This is a genomic window from Ruegeria sp. YTSC003 (assembly GCF_059609785.1).
The window spans coordinates 404,577-425,570 of record NZ_JBXWMK010000003.1; the positions used below are offsets into that span (position 1 = coordinate 404,577).

Annotated in this window: 19 protein-coding genes; 10 read left to right on the forward strand and 9 right to left on the reverse strand. The window is 58.9% G+C overall.

Translation table 11 applies throughout. From position 1 onward, the window contains the following. Positions 1–39: 39 nt before the first annotated feature. The 5 genes from AC2FFH_RS09045 to AC2FFH_RS09065 form a co-directional block, all read right to left on the reverse strand. Positions 40–720, reverse strand: a complete 681-nt coding sequence (locus tag AC2FFH_RS09045; RefSeq protein WP_108858457.1) for an orotate phosphoribosyltransferase — start codon at positions 718–720, stop codon at positions 40–42. Between the two features lie 142 nt (positions 721–862). Next, positions 863–2,044 carry an ammonium transporter gene (locus AC2FFH_RS09050; RefSeq protein WP_496764591.1) on the reverse strand — a complete coding sequence of 394 codons (1,182 nt, stop codon included), beginning with the start codon at positions 2,042–2,044 and terminating at the stop codon, positions 863–865. 154 nt (positions 2,045–2,198) lie between these two features. Continuing rightward, on the reverse strand, positions 2,199–2,681 hold the full coding sequence (locus AC2FFH_RS09055) for a CinA family protein (protein WP_496764595.1): 483 nt from the start codon (positions 2,679–2,681) through the stop codon (positions 2,199–2,201). Beyond that, positions 2,678–3,175, reverse strand: a complete 498-nt coding sequence (locus AC2FFH_RS09060) for a phosphatidylglycerophosphatase A family protein (RefSeq protein WP_108858460.1) — start codon at positions 3,173–3,175, stop codon at positions 2,678–2,680. The genes AC2FFH_RS09055 and AC2FFH_RS09060 overlap by 4 nt, the downstream gene beginning before the upstream one ends. Continuing rightward, positions 3,172–4,302: a bifunctional 2-C-methyl-D-erythritol 4-phosphate cytidylyltransferase/2-C-methyl-D-erythritol 2,4-cyclodiphosphate synthase gene (locus AC2FFH_RS09065; RefSeq protein WP_496844235.1), complete on the reverse strand. Its 1,131-nt coding sequence runs from the start codon at positions 4,300–4,302 to the stop codon at positions 3,172–3,174. Before AC2FFH_RS09065 ends, AC2FFH_RS09060 begins: the two co-directional genes overlap by 4 nt. Before the next feature lie 184 nt (positions 4,303–4,486). On the opposite strand from AC2FFH_RS09065, the gene dusB reads away from it, so the two are divergent. From dusB to ntrX, 5 genes are all read left to right on the forward strand, one after another. Then, positions 4,487–5,470 carry a tRNA dihydrouridine synthase DusB gene (dusB, locus tag AC2FFH_RS09070; protein ID WP_496844236.1) on the forward strand — a complete coding sequence of 328 codons (984 nt, stop codon included), beginning with the start codon at positions 4,487–4,489 and terminating at the stop codon, positions 5,468–5,470. Further along, positions 5,467–6,531: a two-component system sensor histidine kinase NtrB gene (locus AC2FFH_RS09075; protein ID WP_496696576.1), complete on the forward strand. Its 1,065-nt coding sequence runs from the start codon at positions 5,467–5,469 to the stop codon at positions 6,529–6,531. Before dusB ends, AC2FFH_RS09075 begins: the two co-directional genes overlap by 4 nt. A gap of 38 nt (positions 6,532–6,569) precedes the next feature. Then, on the forward strand, positions 6,570–7,937 hold the full coding sequence (locus tag AC2FFH_RS09080; protein WP_496844237.1) for a response regulator: 1,368 nt from the start codon (positions 6,570–6,572) through the stop codon (positions 7,935–7,937). 99 nt (positions 7,938–8,036) lie between these two features. After that, positions 8,037–10,325 carry a sensor histidine kinase NtrY-like gene (locus AC2FFH_RS09085; RefSeq protein WP_496764606.1) on the forward strand — a complete coding sequence of 763 codons (2,289 nt, stop codon included), beginning with the start codon at positions 8,037–8,039 and terminating at the stop codon, positions 10,323–10,325. Next, a complete protein-coding gene (gene ntrX, locus AC2FFH_RS09090; protein WP_496738462.1) occupies positions 10,322–11,731 on the forward strand; it encodes a nitrogen assimilation response regulator NtrX in 1,410 nt (469 codons plus the stop codon). Before AC2FFH_RS09085 ends, ntrX begins: the two co-directional genes overlap by 4 nt. Before the next feature lie 12 nt (positions 11,732–11,743). Here the strand turns inward: ntrX and AC2FFH_RS09095 are convergent, their stop codons facing one another. Further along, on the reverse strand, positions 11,744–12,226 hold the full coding sequence (locus AC2FFH_RS09095) for a hypothetical protein (RefSeq protein WP_496721695.1): 483 nt from the start codon (positions 12,224–12,226) through the stop codon (positions 11,744–11,746). Between the two features lie 96 nt (positions 12,227–12,322). On the opposite strand from AC2FFH_RS09095, the gene trkA reads away from it, so the two are divergent. From trkA to AC2FFH_RS09120, 5 genes are all read left to right on the forward strand, one after another. Further along, the gene (gene trkA / locus AC2FFH_RS09100; protein ID WP_109311769.1) at positions 12,323–13,699 is read left to right on the forward strand and encodes a Trk system potassium transporter TrkA; all 1,377 of its coding nucleotides are present in this window, start codon (positions 12,323–12,325) and stop codon (positions 13,697–13,699) included. Next, positions 13,699–15,237 carry a TrkH family potassium uptake protein gene (locus AC2FFH_RS09105; protein WP_496723048.1) on the forward strand — a complete coding sequence of 513 codons (1,539 nt, stop codon included), beginning with the start codon at positions 13,699–13,701 and terminating at the stop codon, positions 15,235–15,237. Before trkA ends, AC2FFH_RS09105 begins: the two co-directional genes overlap by 1 nt. A 126-nt stretch (positions 15,238–15,363) precedes the next feature. Then, positions 15,364–15,603: an RNA chaperone Hfq gene (hfq, locus tag AC2FFH_RS09110; RefSeq protein ID WP_005982826.1), complete on the forward strand. Its 240-nt coding sequence runs from the start codon at positions 15,364–15,366 to the stop codon at positions 15,601–15,603. Continuing rightward, positions 15,603–16,874, forward strand: a complete 1,272-nt coding sequence (gene hflX / locus AC2FFH_RS09115) for a GTPase HflX (RefSeq protein WP_496764609.1) — start codon at positions 15,603–15,605, stop codon at positions 16,872–16,874. The genes hfq and hflX overlap by 1 nt, the downstream gene beginning before the upstream one ends. Positions 16,875–16,892: 18 nt before the next feature. Further along, positions 16,893–17,177, forward strand: a complete 285-nt coding sequence (locus AC2FFH_RS09120) for a putative quinol monooxygenase (protein WP_496705367.1) — start codon at positions 16,893–16,895, stop codon at positions 17,175–17,177. 12 nt (positions 17,178–17,189) lie between these two features. Here AC2FFH_RS09120 and AC2FFH_RS09125 read toward each other — a convergent pair whose 3' ends face one another. The 3 genes from AC2FFH_RS09125 to AC2FFH_RS09135 all read right to left on the reverse strand — a co-directional run bounded on the left by AC2FFH_RS09125 (position 17,190) and on the right by AC2FFH_RS09135 (position 20,902). After that, on the reverse strand, positions 17,190–17,585 hold the full coding sequence (locus AC2FFH_RS09125; RefSeq protein WP_496738465.1) for an SgcJ/EcaC family oxidoreductase: 396 nt from the start codon (positions 17,583–17,585) through the stop codon (positions 17,190–17,192). Positions 17,586–17,693: 108 nt separating this feature from the next. Then, complete coding sequence (locus AC2FFH_RS09130; protein ID WP_496844238.1) at positions 17,694–20,156, reverse strand: penicillin acylase family protein; 2,463 nt, start codon at positions 20,154–20,156, stop codon at positions 17,694–17,696. A gap of 173 nt (positions 20,157–20,329) precedes the next feature. Further along, positions 20,330–20,902, reverse strand: a complete 573-nt coding sequence (locus AC2FFH_RS09135) for a lipid-binding SYLF domain-containing protein (protein WP_058271789.1) — start codon at positions 20,900–20,902, stop codon at positions 20,330–20,332. Positions 20,903–20,994: the final 92 nt, after the last annotated feature.

Below are 20,994 nucleotides of genomic sequence, written 5' to 3' on the forward strand. Positions count from 1 at the left end.
GATTCTTCCGGGCTTATCCCCAATCTGTCCACAAGAGGTTTACGTGGATTTATTTGCTTCCTGCCAGCCACGCGGGTCTTTCAGGAAGGCTTCGACACCGTCAAGTGTTTCCTGATCAAAGGCTTTCTGCGCTTTGGCCTCGGCCAGAACATCCCACCATGTGCAAAGGTGATGCAGTTGGATGCCGTGGTCGCCCAACGTTTTTTCAGTCTCGGGAAAGATGCCATAGTAGAAGATGACCGCCGTGTGCCCGCAAGTGGCACCTGTTTCGCGGATCGCATCCACGAAGGACAGCTTGGACCCGCCATCGGTGGTCAGATCCTCGACCAGCAGCACGCGCTCTCCTTCGCTCATCGCGCCTTCGATACGAGCGTTGCGGCCATAACCCTTTGGCTTTTTGCGCACGTAGGTCATCGGCAGCGCCATACGCTCAGCCACCATGGCGGCGAAGGGGATGCCCGCGGTCTCACCGCCGGCGATATTGTCGAATGCCTCAAACCCGGCATCCCGCATCACGGTGACGGTCAGGAAATCCATCAGGGTCGACCGAATGCGCGGGTACGAGATCAGCTTGCGGCAGTCGATATAGGTTGGGCTGGGCAAGCCGCTGGCCAGTGTGAACGGCTCACGCGAATTGAAATGGACGGCTTTGATCTCCAGCAACATCCGTGCGGTAAGGCGAGCGATTTCGGTGCTGTCGGGGAATGAACTGGGGATCATAACGGTACCTCTGGGCTGAATGGCATTGCGGGCTGATAGCCCGTCCCGCGGCCCAGAGTCGAGAGGGTGCAAGCAAAAGAAAAGCGGACCTCAAGAAGAGGCCCGCTTTGGCCCTTGCGGGCAAGAGGCAGCCAAGGTGGGCTTAGCTGCTCATGTCATAGGCACGCTCGCCGTGTACCGAAAGATCGAGCCCGTTTGTCTCGGTTTCTGCATCTACGCGAAGCGGGGTGATCAGCGCAACCACCTTGATCAACACAAATGTGACAACTGCCGTAAAGACACCCACGATGACCAGCCCGCCCAACTGCGCGGTCCAGGCACCCAGGCCGAACACTGCGATCATGATGGTACCAAAGATGCCACCTACGCCGTGTACCGCGAACACGTCCAGAGTGTCGTCGATGTTCAGCTTGTTACGGATGATATTTACGGCCTCCTGACACAGCACACCTGCTACGGCACCGATGATCAGCGCCTGAACCGGATCGACATAGCCTGAGGCCGGAGTGATCGAGGCCAGACCCGCAATGGTACCTGTAACCAGGCCCACCATCGAGGCTTTGCCGTATTTGATGCGTTCATACAGCGCCCACGTCAGCGATGCGGTTGCAGCCGAGATATGCGTAACAGTTATCGCCATTGCGGCACCGCCATCTGCCGCCAATTGTGAACCGCCGTTGAAGCCAAACCAGCCAACCCACAGCATCGCAGCACCGATCATGACATAGCCCGGATTGTGCGGCGGGGTCGTGCGGTTGCGGCGCGGGCCAAGCGCCACGGCGATGATCAGCGCGGCCAGACCTGCGGTTTCGTGCACCACGATGCCACCGGCAAAGTCACGCACGCCGATCTCGCCCAGAATGCCGCCATCGGTCAGAATGCCACCACCCCAGATCCAGTGAACGACGGGTGCGTAGCACAGCAGCATCCACAGGCCTGAGAAGATCATGACAAACCCGTAACCCACACGCTCGACATATGCGCCGATGATCAGGGCGGGGGTGATGATTGCGAATGTCATCTGGAAGGCAAAGAACAGTACCTCGGGCAGGGTGCCCGACAGGCTGTCGACGTCAACTCCGTTCAGGAAGGCTTTGCCGAGACCGCCCCACAGACCCGACCCGCCGTCACCAAATGCGATCGAGTATCCGGCGACCAACCACAGGATGCTCATCAAACAGGCGATGCTGAAGCAGTGCATGAAAACGCTCAGCACGTTGCGGGCGCGGACGAGACCGCCATAGAACAGGGCGAGGCCCGGCAATGTCATGAATAGGACCAGTGCAGTTGCAACTATGATCCAGGCGGTATCGGCTCCGTTCATCAGCCGGTCTCCTCTGTGGCGTCTTCAGCTTGCGTGGCTGGCGTTGAAGCGGAGAGAAGGCGGGGAAAAAAGAGGCAGAGGCGGTTTTGGGTGCCTGTTTTAAGGGCCTTTTATCAACCGATGATTAAATGGGCGTCAAAAGGTACAGAGTGCTTTATTTTTGGGCGAACAACGAAACGCCATGCGACAGCAGGTTCAGGGCATGATCGCGGGCCGCAATGCGGACCTTATCACGTCCCAAAGCTCCGAATTCGACCGTTTCGGTCTTTGTCTTCTGCCCGTCGGTAGCGAGCCCAAAGCAAACACGGCCTTCGGGCTTGAATTCAGATCCGCCGGGGCCTGCGATGCCGGTGATCGAAACGGTCAGTTGGGCTTGCGAGTTCTTCAATGCACCTTCTGCCATCTCCAGCGCGACTTCTTCGGACACAGCCCCATGGGTTTCCAGAGTCTGGGCATTTACGCCCAGCATCTGCTGCTTGGCGTCATTGGTGTAGGTGACAAACCCGCGATCCACCACGGCCGAGCTGCCCGGGATATCCGTCAGCGCAGCAGCGACCATGCCGCCGGTACAGCTTTCGGCTGTCGCGATCATCACGCCTTGCGCCTTGGCGCGGTCAAGCAAAGCGGCGACACTCATAGGCCCAGAACACCGTGCGAGATGCCGGCAAGAACCAGAACGCCGATCCCGGCAAAGACGCCGGCGATCACATCGTCCAGCATCACACCCATCGCGTCACCTTTGCGATCCGCCCAACCCACCGGGCCGAGTTTCGTGATGTCGAACAGGCGAAACAGAAGGAAACCTGCGATCCAGCCGGGCCAAAGGGCTGTGATATCGATTCCATGCGCCCAGGATGGGTAGGAAATGGCCCAAAGCGCGATGAACTGCCCGGCAACTTCGTCGATGACGATTTCAGACGGGTCGTGATCTTCCTGACCAGCAGTCATCACTTTGGTGGCCCACAGGCCGCCGACGAAAACAGCGACAGTGGCGAGGACCAGCAATGGAAAGCCGCCCAGCGTATGAAGGACCCAAGCCAGGGGCAAGGCGGCCAGAGATCCCCATGTTCCGGGTGCAGGGCGTAGATATCCGACGCCGCAAACGGTCCCGATCAGGCGCGCGGCGTTCATGACTTCACCAGACAAGCTGTGGCCAGCGAGGCGATGCCTTCGCTGCGTCCGGTAAAGCCCAGACGTTCGGACGTGGTCGCCTTGACCGAGATCTGATCGGCGCGCAACCCCATGATACTCGCCATTTCTTCACGCATCGCGGGCGCGTGCGGACCGATCTTGGGGTATTCGCAGACCAGCGTGCAATCGACATTTGAAATACTGTAACCCATCTGGACCGACAACTCGACCGCGTGGCGGAGGAATATCTCGCTTGCCGCGCCTTTCCATTGGGGGTCCGAGGGTGGAAAGTGCTGGCCAATATCGCCCTGCGCCAGCGCGCCATAGATTGCATCAGTAACCGCATGCATGCCGACATCCGCATCCGAATGGCCCTGTAGCCCCCGGTCATGCGGAATTTTGACGCCGCACAGGATCACGTGATCCCCGTCGCCAAAGCGATGCACGTCATAGCCGTTGCCCAGTCTCACATCCATGTCTGTCCCCAATACGCGTTCCGCCCGGGCAAAATCCTCGGGTCTTGTGATTTTGATGTTATCGGCATCGCCTGGCACGATCACGACGTTCATGCCAGCGGCGCGGGCGACCTCGACATCGTCCGCCGCGCCGCCAGAATGGGCCGCGTGCGCCGCTACAATCGCGTCATAGCGAAAACCCTGTGGGGTCTGGGCTGCGAAAAGACCCGTCCGGTCCTGCGTACCCGTAACGACGGCTTCGTCACCGGTCCAAAGCGCATCTGTAACGGACAGACCGGGCGCTGCAGCCTCATGCTTGGTCAGGGCGGTCAGGACGCCTGTAATGGTCTGGCTGCTCACGCAGGGGCGAGCGACGTCGTGAATCAGGACATGTTCGATCCCCATCCCATCCAATACATCCAGCCCGTTCCGTACCGACCCGGCACGATCGCTGCCACCTTTTGCCAGCAGCAGATCAGAGCCTAAAAACTCGTCGCAAGCGGTCTTATCATCCTCGGACAGCACCAGAACAATATGATCGACCTGATGGCGAAAGCGGTCGATGGTCCAGTCTGCAACTCTGCGTCCGGCCAATGGTCGCCATTGCTTGGGAATGCCGCCTCCGGCGCGCAATCCGCGTCCTGCGGCGACGATGATGGCGGCGGTGGTCATTGGGCGAATTCTCCGATGATTTGAGCGCAGTGTTTAAGCTGCGGTGAATGTAGAGGCAATCACCCGCGTCAAGTTGCTTAAAAAATAGGCAAGTGGTGATTTTGCAAGCTTGTTTCCTGCCGTTTTGTTGTTCATATGCGCGGAATTCGATATCTAAGTCGCAACTGCCCAAGGATTAAGCACGTTGACCCTGCACCTCGCCGACAAAACCTTAAATCCGCCGGTCATGCTGGCCCCGATGGCCGGGATCACCGATCGACCGTTCCGCGATCTGGTGATGCGCTTTGGCGCGGGCATGGTCGTCAGCGAAATGGTCGCTAGTCAGGAAATGGTGCAGGCCAAACCGGGCGTGCGGGAACGGGCCGAGCTGTCTGCTGACGTTGAAAACACCGCTGTTCAACTTGCCGGGCGCGAGGCGCATTGGATGGCCGAGGCTGCGCGTCAGGTGGCCGATCGCGGGGCGCGGGTGATCGATATCAATATGGGCTGCCCGGCAAAGAAGGTGACGAATGGCTATTCCGGTTCGGCGCTGCTTAAGACGCCGGACCACGCGCTGACGCTGATTGAGGCCGTGGTCGAGGCTGTCGACATTCCGGTCACTCTGAAAACTCGTCTGGGTTGGGACGACAACCTGCTGAACGCACCGGATGTGGCGCGCCGGGCGCAAGGTGCGGGCATCCAACTGGTCACAATCCACGGGCGGACGCGGTGCCAGTTCTACAAAGGACGCGCGGACTGGCAAGCGATCCGGGCGGTGAAAGAGTCGGTGTCGATCCCCGTCATCGCGAACGGGGATATCGTAAATTCTGACGCGGCACGCACTGCTTTGGAGCAGTCAGGCTCTGATGGCGTCATGGTTGGGCGTGGGGCGCAGGGTAAGCCTTGGCTGCTGGCCCAGATGTGCCACGACTTGTATGGCGCACAAGCGCCGGTCATCCCCGCCAATGGCGACCTGATCGACATGGTGCGCGGTCATTATGAGGCGATGCTGGACTTTTACGGCACCGATCTGGGGCTGCGCGTGGCACGTAAACATCTCGGCTGGTACATGGATGAGGCCGCGACCCCGGCAACCTTGCGACGTGCGGTTTTGACCTCGCGAGATACCACCGAGGTGCTGCGTCTGTTGGGCGATGCCCTGCACAGCGACGCAGAGGCCGCAGCATGACCTCGGACCAAAACATCTGGGCCTCGCTGCCGGTTCCGGCTTTCATCATTGATGCCGATGACCGGATCACAGATGTGAATTCCGCCGGGGAGGGGTTCCTGAATGCGTCCCGCAATGCAGTCATCGGTCACCCGGTCTGGGACCAGATCGCCGTGGATGCCCCACTGGAAGAAGCGTTTTTGCGCGCACGCCAACAGGGCACACCGCTTTTCGTGAACGATGTGGATGTGGGGTCAGGCAATCGGGCGCCGCTGCAATGCGCTTTGCAAATTGCGCCGCTGCTTGGGCATCCGGGGTCGATGATCATGACCATGTCCCCACGCGAACTGGCGGGGCGGATGACACGGGGCAACACGGTAAAATCTGCGGCGCAATCGGCGATTGGCATGGCGGAAATGCTGGCACATGAAATCAAGAACCCATTGGCGGGGATCACCGGGGCTGCGCAGCTTCTGAGCATGAATATCAGTCAGCAAGACCTTGAACTTACAGATCTTATCGTTGCTGAAAGCCGCCGAATAGTGAAGCTGTTAGAGCAAGTCGAGCAATTTGGGAACCTGACCCAGCCAGATTTCAAACCAGTCAATATCCACGACGTTCTGGACCGTGCGCGGCGCTCAGCGCTGTTGGGCTTTGGCGCGCATATGACGATTATCGAGGATTACGACCCCTCGTTGCCGCTGGCCTATGGTGACCCGGATCAACTTTTGCAGGTGGTGCTGAACCTGCTCAAAAATGCATCCGAGGCGTCCCCCAAAGGCGGGACAATCCGCCTGCGGACGTATTTCGAACATTCCTTCCGCCTGCGCCGCAGCGACGGTTCGGGGCATTCTTTGCCCCTGCAGATTGAAATCATCGATGACGGCCCGGGGCTACCGGACAAGATCCGCAGCGACATTTTCGATCCGTTTGTGTCGGGCAGGGAAAACGGCACCGGTCTTGGGCTGGCGCTGGTCAGCAAAATCATCTCGGACCACGACGGCTGGATCTTGGCTGAGTCGGTTCCGGGACACACCGTATTCCGACTGTCGCTCAGGCGCGCACCGCGCGACGCGACCTGAGATGGACAACCGGGCAGAGATAGTAAGGAGAGCACCTGATGGATGGCACAGTACTGGTCGCAGATGACGATCGCACAATCCGAACCGTACTGACTCAGGCCCTGACGCGGGCCGGGTGCAAGGTTCATGCGACATCCTCGCTGACCACCCTGATGCGCTGGGTCGGCGAGGGCAAAGGAGACGTTGTAATCTCGGACGTGGTTATGCCGGATGGCAACGGGCTGGAGATGTTGCCAAAAATCGCGCAGGATCGTCCGGGGCTGCCGGTCATCGTGATCTCGGCGCAGAACACGATTATGACCGCCATTCAAGCGGCCGAGGCGGATGCATATGACTATCTGCCCAAACCCTTTGATCTGCCAGACCTGATGAAGCGGACCGCACGGGCCTTGGAGCAAAAGCAACGCGTGCAGGCGGATGCGGTCGTACCTGCCGAAGACCGTCCTGAGGAGCTGCCGCTGGTCGGGCGCACTCCGGGGATGCAGGCGCTGTATCGCCTTGTGGCACGTGTGATGAATACCGATCTTTCTGTCATGATTTCCGGTGAAAGTGGCACCGGCAAGTCCTTGATAGCGCGAGCTATTCATGATTTTTCGGACCGGCGCACGCTGCCCTTCGTCACTGCGACCGCTGGTGATCTGCGTGACCTCGAGGGACCTGCGCGCATTATGGCCAAGGTACGGGGCGGCACCCTGTTGATCGACGAGATCGCTGATATCGAAGATGAGGTCCAGGCACGTATTGTCCGGATGATGGACACGCCCGGTGATCATCTTCCGCGTTTTATGGCGACCAGCCAATCGGACCTGACCGAAGCGATGGAAAGCGGGCGGGTGCGTCAGGATCTGTATTATCGACTGTGCGGTGCGACGATCCACGTGCCAGCGCTGCGCGAGCGGGTGGACGATATCACCCTGCTGGTTGATCACTTCCTTGCCCGCGAAGAACGGGAGCATGGCACAAAGCGCTGGCTCAGCTCCGAGGCCGTAGAACTGGTCCGAAGGTATTCCTGGCCCGGTAATGTACGACAGTTGGAAAACGCGATCCGACGTTTAAGCCTGACCAGCCGGGCCGAAGAAATATCGAAAGCCGAGGTTGAGATGGTTTTGGGCAGTCAGCCCGAAGCGGAACCGATTCTTGGTGACGGCGAAAGGGAGAAACTCTCGGCCTCTGTGGCCCGTCATTTGCGTCGCTATTTCGATCTGCACGGCAATTTGTTGCCACCTCCGGGCCTGTATCAGCGCATCCTGCGCGAGGTTGAGGGCCCCTTGATCGAGCAGGCACTGGACGCAACCGGCGGAAATCAGGCGAAATGTGCGGATTTGCTGGGGATCAACAGGAATACGCTGCGCAAAAAAATCACCGATCTCGATATTCAGGTGACACGCCGACGCAAACTGATGTAATATCGCCACACAAAGCGTGGCATCCGGGTACAAGCCCGGCAACGACCACGAGATATGGCGGTACGTCGCGCAAGCGGCACATCAGGATGAGGGCAGACGGTGGCAACCCGAGCACAGAGCGGGCTGATCCTATCGATTGATCGGTGGCGGAAATCCCGAAAGCTGCGCAATTTTAGCACCTTGGGGCTGGTCCTTCTGGGGCCAATTCTGGCGTTGGCCACGTATCTGGTCATCGGTCCGTTTGATTTGGGTTCGGCAGCGCCTACGCTGCGGCTGATTCTGCTGGCCGATCTGGTCTATGTGCTGGTCGTTGCAGCACTTGTTCTGGGGCAGGTGTTCAGTCTGATTGCTGCACGCCGTGCAAAATCTGCCGGATCTCGTCTGCACCTGCGGCTGATCGGTGCGTTCACCTTGCTGGCCCTGGTGCCGACAGTGACCGTCGCGATCTTTGCCGGCCTGACGGTAAATATCGGGCTTGAGGGATGGTTTTCGGATCGGGTCCGTCAGGTTGTCGGATCATCCCTGTCCGCCGCAGAGGCCTATGAGCTTGAGCACCGCAGCGGCCTGACACAGGACGCCATCGTTCTTTCTCGGTTCCTCGACAATGCGCGAACGCTGGACTTTTACATCTCGGATGCCGAATTGCGCGAGGTTCTGGCACAGGGACAATCGCAGATTCAACGGGGCTTGCGCGAGGCCTATGTCATTGATGGCGGTGGCGAAATCAAATCTCGTGGCGACAGGTCCTACCTGTTCAATTATGAACCGCCGACACCGGAGCAGATGGTTGAAGCAACCGACAGTGGCCTTCTGATCATTGCCGATTGGCAAAACAACGAATTCCGCGCGCTGGTGCCGTTGCAGGCTTATCTGGACCGGTATCTCTATGTTAGCCGCGAGGTGGATGGCGAACTGCTGAAATTGCTGGATGACACCAAGGAAACGGTTCAATTCTACCAACAGCTTGAAAGTGAAAGGGGCCGGGTTCTTTTTGAGTTCGGGCTCCTGTACCTGGGCTTTGCGGTTATCCTGATCCTTGCCGCGATGTCTTTGGGGATGTGGTTCGCCGAACGCCTGTCGCGCCCGGTTGGCCGTCTGACAACCGCCGCACAAAGGGTCGGTGCCGGGGATCTGAGCGTTCAGGTCATCGAAGAAGCCAGCGATGACGAAATCGCCATGTTAGGTCGTTATTTCAATCAGATGACGCGGCAACTAAAAGGCCAACGCGAAACGTTGTTGGAAAACACGCGTCAAATTGAACGCCGCCGCCGCCTGTTCGATTCTGTACTGAGCTCGGTGACGTCCGGTGTAGTCGGCGTCGATTCGGATGGATGTGTCACATTCGTAAACCGCTCGGCCGAGCGTCTTCTGGACTGGTCGCGCGGTGAAGAACAATTGGCTATCGGCATCGCAGTTCCCGAATTCCTTCCCTTGTTCGAAAATCTGAAAGCCAGCGGTCAAGAGGCCGTACAGGGTGAGGTTAAGGTCACGCGCAAGGGGCGGTTGGAAAACTTGCTCGTGCGCATGGCGATCCGGCGCGGTGAGGATGGCGGTTTGGAAGGCTACGTGGTGGCCTTTGATGACGTGACCGATCTGGTCAGTGCACAGCGCATGGCGGCCTGGGGCGATGTGGCCCGCCGTATTGCCCATGAGATCAAGAACCCGCTAACGCCGATCCAGCTCAGCGCGGAACGGATCAAGCGCAAATTCTCGCGCAAACTGAACGAAGAGGATTGTGACAGCCTTGAATCCATGACCGATGTGATCGTGCGGCAGACCAACGATCTGCGGCGGATCGTGGACGAGTTTTCGAAATTCGCGCGGATGCCCGAACCGGTTCGGCGTGAGGAAGACGTTGTTAACTTGGTGCGCGAAGCCGTGTTGTTGCAGCAAGCCGGACAGCCGGACGTTCAGATCGACGCGACGTTGCCAGACAACCCCATCCTGGCAGATGTCGATGCGACGATGTTGAACCAGGCGTTGACGAACTTGATAAAGAACGCGGGTGAGGCCATTGAAACACTTAAGAAAAAAGGCCCGCCAGAAAATTTGAAGCCACAGATCAAAGTGGACATCTCCAACGATGATACGGGTACGATCATTACAATAGCGGACAATGGCATTGGGTTGCCCGAAGATCGGGCGCGGTTATTTGAACCCTATGTCACCACGCGCGACGAAGGCACGGGGCTGGGCCTGCCCATCGTCAAGAAAATCATAGAAGAACATGGCGGAGCGCTGACTTTGGAAGACGCGCCCGTTTTCGACGGACAGGACCATTTCGGTGCGATGGCCGTGATCCGTTTGCCAGGGGGCAATATTTCCCAGACCGCAGCGCCACAAAAGCAGGCAATTCATACTAACAAACTGAAAGCAGGCCAAAGATGAGCGACATTCTGATCGTAGATGACGAACGCGATATTCGCGAACTGGTGTCCGACATTCTGGAGGACGAAGGCTATTCCACCCGGCTGGCGGCAAACTCGGACGAGTGTATGTCGTCGATCAATTCTGAGCCGCCGGGTCTGTTGATCCTTGATATCTGGCTGAAAGACAGCCGCATGGACGGGATCGATATCCTGAAGTCGGTGAAACGCGACAACCCTGACGTGCCGGTGGTGATCATTTCCGGTCACGGAAATATCGAAATTGCTGTGGCGGCGATCAAGCAGGGCGCTTACGACTTTATCGAAAAGCCGTTCAACATAGACCAGTTGATGGTCGTGATCCGCCGCGCCATGGAGACCTCGCGCTTGCGCCGCGAGAATGCCTCGCTCAAGCGCCGCGAGGTCACAAACTCGGACATGATCGGCAAATCGGCCTCGTTCCGGGCGATGCAGAGCCAGCTGGACAAGGTTACCAAGTCGAACGGCCGCGTGATGTTGAGCGGGCCAGCCGGGTCAGGCAAAGAGATTGCCGCGCGTTATATCCACGCCCATTCCAACCGCGCCAACGCCCCTTTCGTCATCGTTAACTGCGCAGGGGTCGAACCTGAGCGCGTCGAAGAGGTGCTATTCGGGCGCGAGTCAACGGAACGCGGGATCGAATCCGGCTTGCTGGAAGAGGCCCACGGAGGCGTGATCTACTTTGACGAAGTGGCCGACATGCCCTTAGGGACGCAATCCAAGATTCTGCGGGTTCTGGTCGACCAGCAATTCCAGCGGGTAGGCGGGTCTGACAAGGTGCGAGTGGATCTGAGGGTCATCTCGTCGACAAATCGCGATCTTGATGCCGAAATCGAAGCTGACCGGTTCCGCGAAGAGCTGTATCACCGCCTGAACGTTGTGCCGATCGCCGTGCCTTCGATGGAGGACCGTCGCGAGGATATTCCGGTTCTGGCGCAGCATTTCATCGAAATGTGTAACGAAACCCAAGGCTTGCCGATTCGCGAAATCTCGGAAGAGGCGGTGGCATTGTTGCAGACCATGACCTGGCCCGGCAATGTGCGTCAGCTGAAGAACCTGATCGAGCGTGTCCTGATCCTGGGCGATGGAACAGGCCCGATCGAAGCCCGCGAATTGCCAACCGAAGAAGAGAAAACCGACGACTCGGGCCGCGTGGTTTTGTCCGGTGCGCTGGCAACGCTGCCGCTGCGGGAAGCGCGCGAGGCGTTCGAACGTGAGTACCTGCTGACCCAGATCAACCGTTTCGGTGGCAATATCAGCCGAACTGCCAGCTTTGTGGGCATGGAACGCAGCGCGCTGCACCGCAAGCTGAAATCGCTTGGTGTTGTGACCTCGAACAAATCCGGGGCGCGGGTGGCGCAGATCGACGAACCAGAACCGGCGGAGTAATCCGCCGGGGCTTTACCCTGCCTGACCCGGGGTGATGATCTGAAACGAGCCGTCGTCGAATTTCACATAGCAGGATTGGGTTCCCAGCGGCGGCAGTTTCGTTGTGCGCGCAGGTGGAACCTGAGACTTTACGCTCTGTTTGCAGGGTGGCAGGCTGATCGGACGAAAGCCTTTTTTGGCCATGCATTGGGCCTCGACCTGATTGCGCAGACCGGCATTCACGTCGACCGTATACACGCGCCCGGGTTCCCACCAACCAGGCGAGCGATAGCAGTGCCCCCGGTTGTCGCAATAAGTGCGTCCCGGCCAGTATGTGGGCGGGCTTTGCCGCACCTGATTAGCCACGGGAACGTCATTTACCGCCTTAACCTGACATTGCGTGGTCTCGGACTGCGCGCGCGACACGCTTTCACCTTCGCGGTAGTACAGCGAAAGTGGGCCGCTGCATGCGGACAGGACGGTCAGAGGAATTAGTAAGTGAAGCACTGATTTCATAGGGTTATCTTGCCCCAGCTTCGCCCGAATGACAATTCAATTGACCGCTTTGGGGGCATCTGTCATTCAAGGATTTCAGGCAGAAGGGCCAGAAACATGAAGGTCATCATATGCGGTGCCGGTCAGGTCGGCTGGCAGATCGCACGGCACTTGTCGGGCGAACTGAATGATGTAACGGTGGTGGACAACAATCCCGATCTGGTGCGCCGGGCGACGGAAACGCTGGATGTTCAGGGGATTGCCGGATTTGCCAGCTATCCTGACGTGCTGGAACGCGCAGGCGCGCGGGATGCCGATATGATCATCGCGGCGACCCATTCGGACGAGGTGAATATGGTCACCTGCCAGATGGCGCATTCGATCTTTTCCATCCAGCGCAAGATCGCGCGGTTGCGGGCTAAATCGTATTTGCAGGCGATCCATTCGGATCTGTTCCGTCGTGACCACTTGCCCATCGACGTCGTGATCAGCCCTGAACGCGAAGTCGCAGCTGCTGCCATGCGCCGCCTTTCGGCCCCGTCCGCCTTTGATACTGAGATGTTCATGGATGGGCAGGCGCAGCTGTTGGGCATCCGTATTGACGAAGATTGCCCCATCGTGAACACGCCATTGCGGCAGCTCACGGACCTGTTTTCGACGCTCAGCTCAATCGTTGTCGGTGTTCGGCGGGATGGAACGCTGTTTGCGCCTGAATCCGAAGATCAGCTATTTGTCGGCGACGAATGCTATGTCTTTACCAATGTCAAAGACGTGGACCGCACAATGGAGGTTTTCGGCAAGACCCACAAAAAGCAGGACCGCGTCGTGATCGTTGGTGGCGGCAATGTCGGGTTGGAAGTGGCCCGGACGTTGGAAGAGCGTGAAAGCCGCGTGCGCGCCAAGGTGATCGAGCGTGATCGCCAAAGCGCTGAAATAGCCGCCGAAACACTGGAACGGACGATTGTCCTGAATGGCGACGGGCTGGATGCCGCTTTGTTGCGCGAGGCCGGGATCGAGCGCGCCGACGCGATGTTGGCGGTCACCGATGACGACCGTGCCAACATGCTGGCTGCGGTGCGGGCCAAGGCCGAAGGTTGTGCCTTGGCAATTGCCTTGATCAATGATCCCAGCATGGTTGCCCTGATGGGCCCACTGGGGATCGACGCCTATATCAACCCGCGTGCAACCACTGTCAGCTCGATCCTGCGCCATATTCGCCACGGGCGGGTGCGGCAGGTGTATTCTATCGGGGATGCCGAGGCGGAAGTGATCGAGGCCGAGGTGCTGTCGACCTCGCCCATGGCAGGACAGAAGCTGCGGGATATCGATTTTCCCGAAGGCGTTCTGGTGGGTGCTGTACGAAAAGGCGATGAGCTTTTGCGCCCGACAGGCAGCCTGCGGATCGACGAAAAGGACGTGGTGGCAATCTTTGCGATGGCCAAGGACGTGCCCGAGGTCGAGCGCCTGATGCAGGTTTCAATTGATTTCTTCTGATGGCGCGCGCTCTGAGACAACAGATCACTTTGATACAGCGATTGCCGCTGTTTCTGTTGATCTCGGGAATCGCTGCGTTGTCGATGTGGATTCCAGCGATTTACGCGCTGGCCTTGGATGATCACGACACGTCGCGATCCTTTTTCTATTCCGGCCTTCTGGGACTGTTCGTGGTATCCACGATCGCTGTGGCAGCATCAAATCGGGTGCCGCGACGTGGGACGCTTGGGCAACTGGCCGTGTTGCTGGGGTGTTTTACCGTTCTGCCGCTGTTTCTGGCGATTCCGCTGCATGATGCCTTGGGCAACACCACCTTTTTGAATGCGTATTTTGATATGGTCAGTGCTGTGACCACCACCGGTGCAGATCTGTTTCCGGACCCGGATCGCCTGACCGCACCTCTACACCTGTGGCGTGCTTTGGTCGGCTGGATGGGCGGCTTGCTGATGTGGATTGCTGCCGCTGCAATTCTGGCGCCCTTGTCGCTGGGCGGGTTCGAGATTACGGCGCGCGGCCAGCCCGGTCGCCCGGTGTCGGGCGTCGCACAAAGCGAAGAGGTCGACCCCCGCGGCCGTCTGATCCGTGTGACCCGGACCTTGACACCAGTCTATACCGGTCTGACCTCAACCATTTGGATATTGCTACTGATCGCTGGCGAAAACGGTTTGACTGCCGTGTGTCACGCCATGTCAACCATGGCCACGTCGGGGATATCTCCGGTCGGCGGGCTGGAGGGGGCGCAGGCAGGCATAACGGGCGAGGCGATCCTGTTTCTGTTCCTGTTCTTCGCTTTGTCGCGGCTGACGTTTTCGACCGATACGGCGACCACAGGTTATTCCCGGCTGGACCAAGACCCCGAATTCCGGATTGGCTTGATGATTGTGGTTGTCGTCGCGGCACTGTTGTTCGCGCGCGTCTGGGCCGGCGTTCTGGAAATCGGCAATCAGCTGGAACCGCTTCAGGCACTCAGCGTGATTTGGGGCATGATCTTTACGGCGTTGTCTTTCCTGACCACAGCCGGTTTCGAAAGCGCAAACTGGAATGATGCCCAGCAATTGTCCGGCCTTGGCACCCCCGGACTGATCCTGATGGGTCTCGCCCTGATCGGAGGTGGGGTGGCCACAACGGCGGGTGGGGTCAAACTGTTGCGGGTCTTTGCCCTGTACCTCAATGGCGCGCGCGAGATTGATCGGTTGATCTATCCCTCATCCGTTAGTGGCATTGGCGGCGGTAACCGTCGCATTCAAAGCGACGGAGCCTTTATCGCCTGGATATTCCTGATGATGTTCGCCCTGACCGCAGCACTGTTCAATCTGCTGCTGGCCGCGATGGGGTCGGGGTTTGAACAGGCGATGGTCCTCAGCGTCGCGGCACTCAGCACCACCGGGCCGCTGATCGAACTGGCCACCGATGTTCCCATCCGTCTGGTCGATTTGCCCTGGGGCGCAAAGCTGACCATGTGTGCGGCTATGGTGATCGGGCGACTGGAAACATTGGCGATCATTGCGCTGATTACGCCAACCCTCTGGCGAGACTAAGAATCCTCACCTTTGCCGACACCTTATTTTTCATCTGGAATATCGGTTAACGACACTCCATACTCTGCCAGAGGGAGCGCGTTGGTCCGCAGCGCGTAGCAAGAACAATGGCGAGATTATAATAATATGGCTTCGGACAGACAGAATCTGCAGGACGCGTTCCTGAATAATGTACGGAAAGCAAAGGTCCCGGTCACAATTTTCCTGATCAACGGTGTGAAATTGCAGGGTGTCATCACCTGGTTCGACAATTTCTGCGTATTGTTGCGCCGCGACGGACAGTCGCAGCTGGTCTATAAACACGCAATTTCTACGATCATGCCGTCGCAGCCGATCAACCTGTATGAGGGCGAAGACGCCTCTTGATGGAACATGACAGGACGCGCACCCGGGCTTGGGTGCTGCATCCGGAAATCAAATCAGATGAACAGCGCCGTGTTCCTGGACCGGCGCTGGAAGAGGCGGTGGCGCTGGCTGCCGCTTTGCCCGATCTGGATGTGATCGGGTCCGATATTGTGCGCCTGCCGCGTGCCCAGCCGGGGCTTTTGTTCGGGACCGGCAAGATCGAAGAATTGGGCGAACGATTTCATGACGCCGAGGTCGAGCTGGTTCTGATCGACGGGCCGGTTACCCCCGTTCAGCAACGCAATCTGGAAAAAGCGTGGAAGGTCAAAATTCTCGACCGGACCGGGTTGATTTTGGAGATTTTCAGCGACCGCGCCCGTACTCGTGAAGGTGTGCTGCAGGTCGAGATGGCCGCGCTCAGCTATCAGCGTACGCGTCTGGTGCGCGCCTGGACCCACCTTGAACGTCAGCGGGGCGGGTTGGGGTTTGTCGGTGGTCCCGGTGAAACCCAGATCGAGGCTGACCGAAGGGCGATTGACGATCAGCTTGTGCGACTGCGCCGTCAATTACAGAAGGTGATCAAGACCCGGACATTGCACCGTGCTGCGCGAGCCAAGGTGCCGTATCCGATTGTTGCGTTGGTGGGCTATACGAACGCCGGCAAATCAACTTTGTTCAATCGCCTGACCGGTGCCGAGGTGATGGCCAAGGACATGCTGTTCGCAACTCTGGACCCCACGATGAGGCGGGTTGAGCTGCCCGATGGTCCCGAGGTGATTCTGTCGGACACGGTGGGGTTCATTTCGAACTTGCCGACCGAACTGGTCGCGGCCTTCCGCGCCACACTCGAAGAGGTTCTGGGCGCAGATATCGTCGTGCATGTGCGCGACATCAGCCATGAAGACACCGAGGCGCAAGCCCGGGATGTCGAGACCATTTTGACCTCGTTGGGCGTTGATGACGAACGGCCCCGGCTTGAGGTCTGGAACAAGATCGACCTGTTGAACGAAGATGAGCGCGAGGCCACGTTTGCCCGGGCCGACCGCGACCCGTCGATCTTTGCCATTTCTGCTGTGACGGGCGAAGGCATCGAACCTTTGTTGGCCGAGATCGCGGTTAATTTGCAGGGGGTTCGGCACGAGATGGTTCTGACGCTGGCATTTGCCGAAGGCAACAAGCGTGCGTGGCTGTTCCGTCAGGATGTCGTTCAATCCGAAGAGCAGACGGATGACGGATTTCAGATCACCGTATTGTGGACCGACAAGCAGGCGGCGCAGTTCGCCGCGCTTTGATCGATAAGCGAGGTCACGATGGCAAAAGTTAAGGTGGTTCTGCGTGGTCATATTTCGGTGCCTGCCGACCGTGTCACACAGGTGCGGGAGGCGTTGCCGGACCACATCGCCCTGACTCGGGCCGAACCGGGTTGCATCACATTCGACGTCACAGAAGACGCGGATATTCCCGGTCGGTTCAACGTACACGAAATTTTTGAAAACCAAGCGGCCTTTGACGCCCATCAGGCGCGAACCAAAGCCTCGACCTGGTTCAAGGTGACAGAAGGCATTCCGCGCGACTATCAGATCACGCGCGTTTAGGCGGGGCGTCCGCTACTGCCCGTCTATCTGGCGCTGATAGTCGTCTGCATCGAACCAGAAAAGCGAAGATTGGACTTCGTTGTCTTCGGTCAGCTCCCATTCTTCCCAACCACGTGTGACCACGTGGTTGCCGGTCTCGGAATGATGACCTTCCAGTGTCCAGACAAAAATCGCGTGTGATCCGGCCCATCGCAGCATGTCGCAGCGCACTTCCAGATCCGGGAAGTCGGCGTAGAATCCGCGCGCCATGTCTGCGACGGCGGCACGGCCGACAATTGGTTCACCCCGGTTGATCGTGATCTGCCCGTCGGGGGCAAAAAAGCTGGCAACCGCATTTGGGTCGCCTGAGCTCCACGCGATTGCGTAATCGCGTGCGAGATTGTTCAACATATCCCGAAAACTGGCCATCTGTACCCCCAAGGTCCCGAATTGTCGGCTTGCAGATCGTAGGCGAAAACACCTGCGCGCGTCCACGGCAGCTTGCAAAAGGGGCAAGGTCCTGCCGAAGCAGTGAAATCAGCGCGGGGTCAGGTTGGTTACACCGACCGCTGCCGCGCGGGCCAGATCCATGTCCAGTGACATGGGGATATACTCACCTCGCCGCCAAAGCTGTGCCTGATCGTCGTAGTAGCGCGACAGGAAATGCCCCGACTGACCCGTTGCCGTGATAAAGACCGAACTGTTGGGATCGGCAAAATCATAGACACCGCGATATCCCGCACCGTGGACGTTTTGGAAAGGGTTGGGCCCTTCGCCCGATGTCCGCCCGCGCAGCAGGGTGTTGTCGCCGCCGCTGGTGGATTGGCGGATGTTGACGAAGAACCGCAGAATGGGAACCGTGCCCAGAACCGGGTGGTCATGCGTGGCCTGATGGGCATCTCCCCAGCGCAGAGATTCCAGCGAACCACCGTATTTCTCGCTGATCCAGATCAGCGCATCATCCAGCGCCAACCGCGCCATGTCAGTGCATGTTTCTAACGGCGCGCTCTGGCGCACGTCGCACCAGACCGACGCGCCGTCGATATCGCGGTACACCCGTTCGATGAAAAGCGGCTCAACATGTTTGTATTCGGCTGCCAGCGGCCCCAGCTCGTCCGAGATCAGCCGGATCTGCAGTGCACGCAACCATGCAGCATAGATCAGCGGTTCAGGCAGGTGCTCGTTCATCTCACCGTTCCACTCGGCCAGCAGGGCCAGCGCGACCTGACGACGGCGTTCCGGTGTGCCCTCGGGCGCAGAGGCTCCGGTAAACCAAAGATCGGCGCCGATTAGCGGCAGAAGCGAGCGGGCGGTAAAGCTGACGGTATCAAGCTGCGCCTCGATAAAACTGTCGCGGGTGTGAACCTCGCGCGATTGCATCAGGCGCTCCCAACGGTGCACGCGCTGCGTATCGCCCCATTCATACGAGACATGGTCGGGGAAGGGGCGGTCGATGATCTTGTTGTTTGTATTGCCCAAAATCCCCCCTGCCGGAGCCACGAACTCGGGGTTGTTCGCATAGGGCAAACGTCCTTGCCACGAATTCTCGGCCAGCCAACCGGGCGTTGGGATACGGCCGCGGCTTTGGTTGCGAAGGTCTCGGCTTGGCATTGCGCCGATTAGTTTCATGCCGATCGTGTCCTTGTCGACCAGCGACAGGTTTTGCGAGGGCGCAATGAACAGCTCGGCCACATCGATGGCTTCGCGCACACTGTCCGAATTCATCAAGGCCATCGACGCTGTCATCGACGTGTCACGCGGGCTGAGCGCCGTCCAGGACAACGACGCGACGTGTCCGGGCGGGGTGATCGTTTCCAGATCGTAATGGCTGCCGGGCAGGACGGGTCCGTTGTCGGTCCAGCGCAGGGTCAGGGTGATGGGGGCTTCGTCCTTGATCTCGATGATCGAGGGGCGAGAGCGGAACCGTTTGAAACCATCAGGCGACAGGTATTCTTCTGAGTTTTCAGGGTTCAGCTGTTCGATGTGAACATCCTGATCGTCCAGGTAAGACGACGTCAGACCCCAGCCCAACCTATCACTGCGGCCCGTCATGATCGCCGGAACGCCCGGAATGGTCGCGCCGATAACACCGCCTTTGGCAAGCTCAAGCCGTGCCAGGTACCAAATGCCCGGTGCGGTCAGACCCAGATGGGGGTCATTGGCCAGCAGGGTGCCCCCGATCGCCGAACGCGAAGGCGCGGCGGACCACGCGTTCGACGCCCCGGCCAAGCCGCGTTTAGGGAATGGTGACAGCGGCGAGTCTGGCATCGGCGTGCCTTCGGCATAGCGCGGTAATTCTGGGAACAAAGACGCATATTCCGGCAGCGCCGCGATGCCCGCACCCGGCACATCTGGCAGGATATCGGCCAGCCGCTGAGGATCGTTCAGCATCAGGGATGTGCGGGCGCGCAGGACCTCATCTTTCAAATGGCCGGACAGTTGCAAGCTCATCAGTTTGATGATCGCAATGCTGTCGCCGGGCTGCCACGGCGAAACAGATGCGTTGAACAGAAACATCTCGGGCGCGCCGCGTCCCAATGCGTTCTCATTGATCTCGTCCAGCCGGGCATTTACGCCCGCAGAATAAGCGCGCAGCGCAGCTTTGGTGTAATCGTCCTGCACCTCGACCGAGCGGTGGGCAAGACTGTACAAGTCAAAACGGCGCAAGAGCTTGTCGATGGGGACAGTGCGCTTGCCAAACACTTCGGATAAACGGCCCTGCGCCGTGCGACGCATCACGGTCATCTGCCACAGGCGATCCTGCGCATGGGCATAGCCTAGGCCAAAGAACACGTCCGGGTCGCTTTCGGCCAGAATATGCGGAACATTGGCGGTGTCGCGCACGATCTCGACCGGGGCGCGCAGCCCGTTGACTTCGACGGTCTGATCATAATCCGGCAGGGACTGGCTGGCCAGAAAGTAGACAAGGCCCACAGCCGCAACGGCCAACAGGATCAGGCCCGTAGCAATCCGTACCAGCCAGCGAAAGACAAGACCCATGAACGCCCCATATCCCCATAAGAAATTATTGGCTGAACCCTACTGGAAGGACCGGGCAACCGAAAGAGGAACGCCGCGCGAACGTTGAGTTAACATGTTGAGATGAATAACCCCGCCATATGGTTTTGAACATGTGGCGGGGTTCGTGGCAAAGGGGGGGGTGGTATTCTGTATCAGGGGATGATGCGCGTGTACTTGGTGCCTTCGACGGTCGCGCCGAATTTCAGACCAGCCTGTCCGAAAACGGCGGCCAACACTGGCTTACGCAATTGGGTTGTGTCGGTCGAGAGCGAGTCGCCGGTGGCATCGACGACATAGCCGATATCCGCACCCGCCGTCCAACCGCTGGAGCGGCGGAAGTCATCCAGCGCGTCCTGCGTCATGAAGAACAGGACGTGCGCATATTGTTGCGCGCCGATCTGCAGACCAGCACTGCCGGATAGGGCCGAGTAATAGTCTACCGTTGCACCGTTAATGCGCAGCGCGCCCTGGCCATAGGCACCGCCAAAGATGAACCCGGCCTCGGTGATCAGGGGCATCACCAGCATGCCGTCGGCTTTGTTGGCGATCTCGACGGTGTTGGGGTACTTGCTGAACATTTCGTTCAACGTCACGTTCACACGGGCGTCGATCTGGGCCGCATTGGAATTGCCTACACCGTTTCCGCATGCTGCGGTCAGTGTGAGCCCGGCCATGCCAAGCGCAAAGCCACGACGGTTTAGTCGGGGAGAGTTGGAACTGCTCATGTTTTTTTCTCTGTATAAACTGCCTGAAGTGTCGGGTGTTCCCGATCTTGTGTGCAAGAATACGCCGATTGCGTCCGTGTGTCACGGGAAAG

Excerpts from the sequence above, each read along its gene's own strand:
- AC2FFH_RS09120 (WP_496705367.1), top strand. The coding sequence starts at position 16,893 with ATGGCAAAAGTTAAGGTGGTTCTGCGTGGTCATATTTCGGTGCCTGCC.
- AC2FFH_RS09125 (WP_496738465.1), bottom strand. The coding sequence starts at position 17,585 with ATGGCCAGTTTTCGGGATATGTTGAACAATCTCGCACGCGATTACGCA.
- hflX (WP_496764609.1), top strand. The coding sequence starts at position 15,603 with ATGGAACATGACAGGACGCGCACCCGGGCTTGGGTGCTGCATCCGGAA.
- trkA (WP_109311769.1), top strand. The coding sequence starts at position 12,323 with ATGAAGGTCATCATATGCGGTGCCGGTCAGGTCGGCTGGCAGATCGCA.
- AC2FFH_RS09050 (WP_496764591.1), bottom strand. The coding sequence starts at position 2,044 with ATGAACGGAGCCGATACCGCCTGGATCATAGTTGCAACTGCACTGGTC.
- AC2FFH_RS09075 (WP_496696576.1), top strand. The coding sequence starts at position 5,467 with ATGACCTCGGACCAAAACATCTGGGCCTCGCTGCCGGTTCCGGCTTTC.
- AC2FFH_RS09105 (WP_496723048.1), top strand. The coding sequence starts at position 13,699 with ATGGCGCGCGCTCTGAGACAACAGATCACTTTGATACAGCGATTGCCG.
- AC2FFH_RS09130 (WP_496844238.1), bottom strand. The coding sequence starts at position 20,156 with ATGGGTCTTGTCTTTCGCTGGCTGGTACGGATTGCTACGGGCCTGATC.
- hfq (WP_005982826.1), top strand. The coding sequence starts at position 15,364 with ATGGCTTCGGACAGACAGAATCTGCAGGACGCGTTCCTGAATAATGTA.
- AC2FFH_RS09060 (WP_108858460.1), bottom strand. The coding sequence starts at position 3,175 with ATGAACGCCGCGCGCCTGATCGGGACCGTTTGCGGCGTCGGATATCTA.
- AC2FFH_RS09045 (WP_108858457.1), bottom strand. The coding sequence starts at position 720 with ATGATCCCCAGTTCATTCCCCGACAGCACCGAAATCGCTCGCCTTACC.
- AC2FFH_RS09055 (WP_496764595.1), bottom strand. The coding sequence starts at position 2,681 with ATGAGTGTCGCCGCTTTGCTTGACCGCGCCAAGGCGCAAGGCGTGATG.
- AC2FFH_RS09135 (WP_058271789.1), bottom strand. The coding sequence starts at position 20,902 with ATGAGCAGTTCCAACTCTCCCCGACTAAACCGTCGTGGCTTTGCGCTT.
- AC2FFH_RS09065 (WP_496844235.1), bottom strand. The coding sequence starts at position 4,302 with ATGACCACCGCCGCCATCATCGTCGCCGCAGGACGCGGATTGCGCGCC.
- AC2FFH_RS09095 (WP_496721695.1), bottom strand. The coding sequence starts at position 12,226 with ATGAAATCAGTGCTTCACTTACTAATTCCTCTGACCGTCCTGTCCGCA.
- AC2FFH_RS09080 (WP_496844237.1), top strand. The coding sequence starts at position 6,570 with ATGGATGGCACAGTACTGGTCGCAGATGACGATCGCACAATCCGAACC.
- ntrX (WP_496738462.1), top strand. The coding sequence starts at position 10,322 with ATGAGCGACATTCTGATCGTAGATGACGAACGCGATATTCGCGAACTG.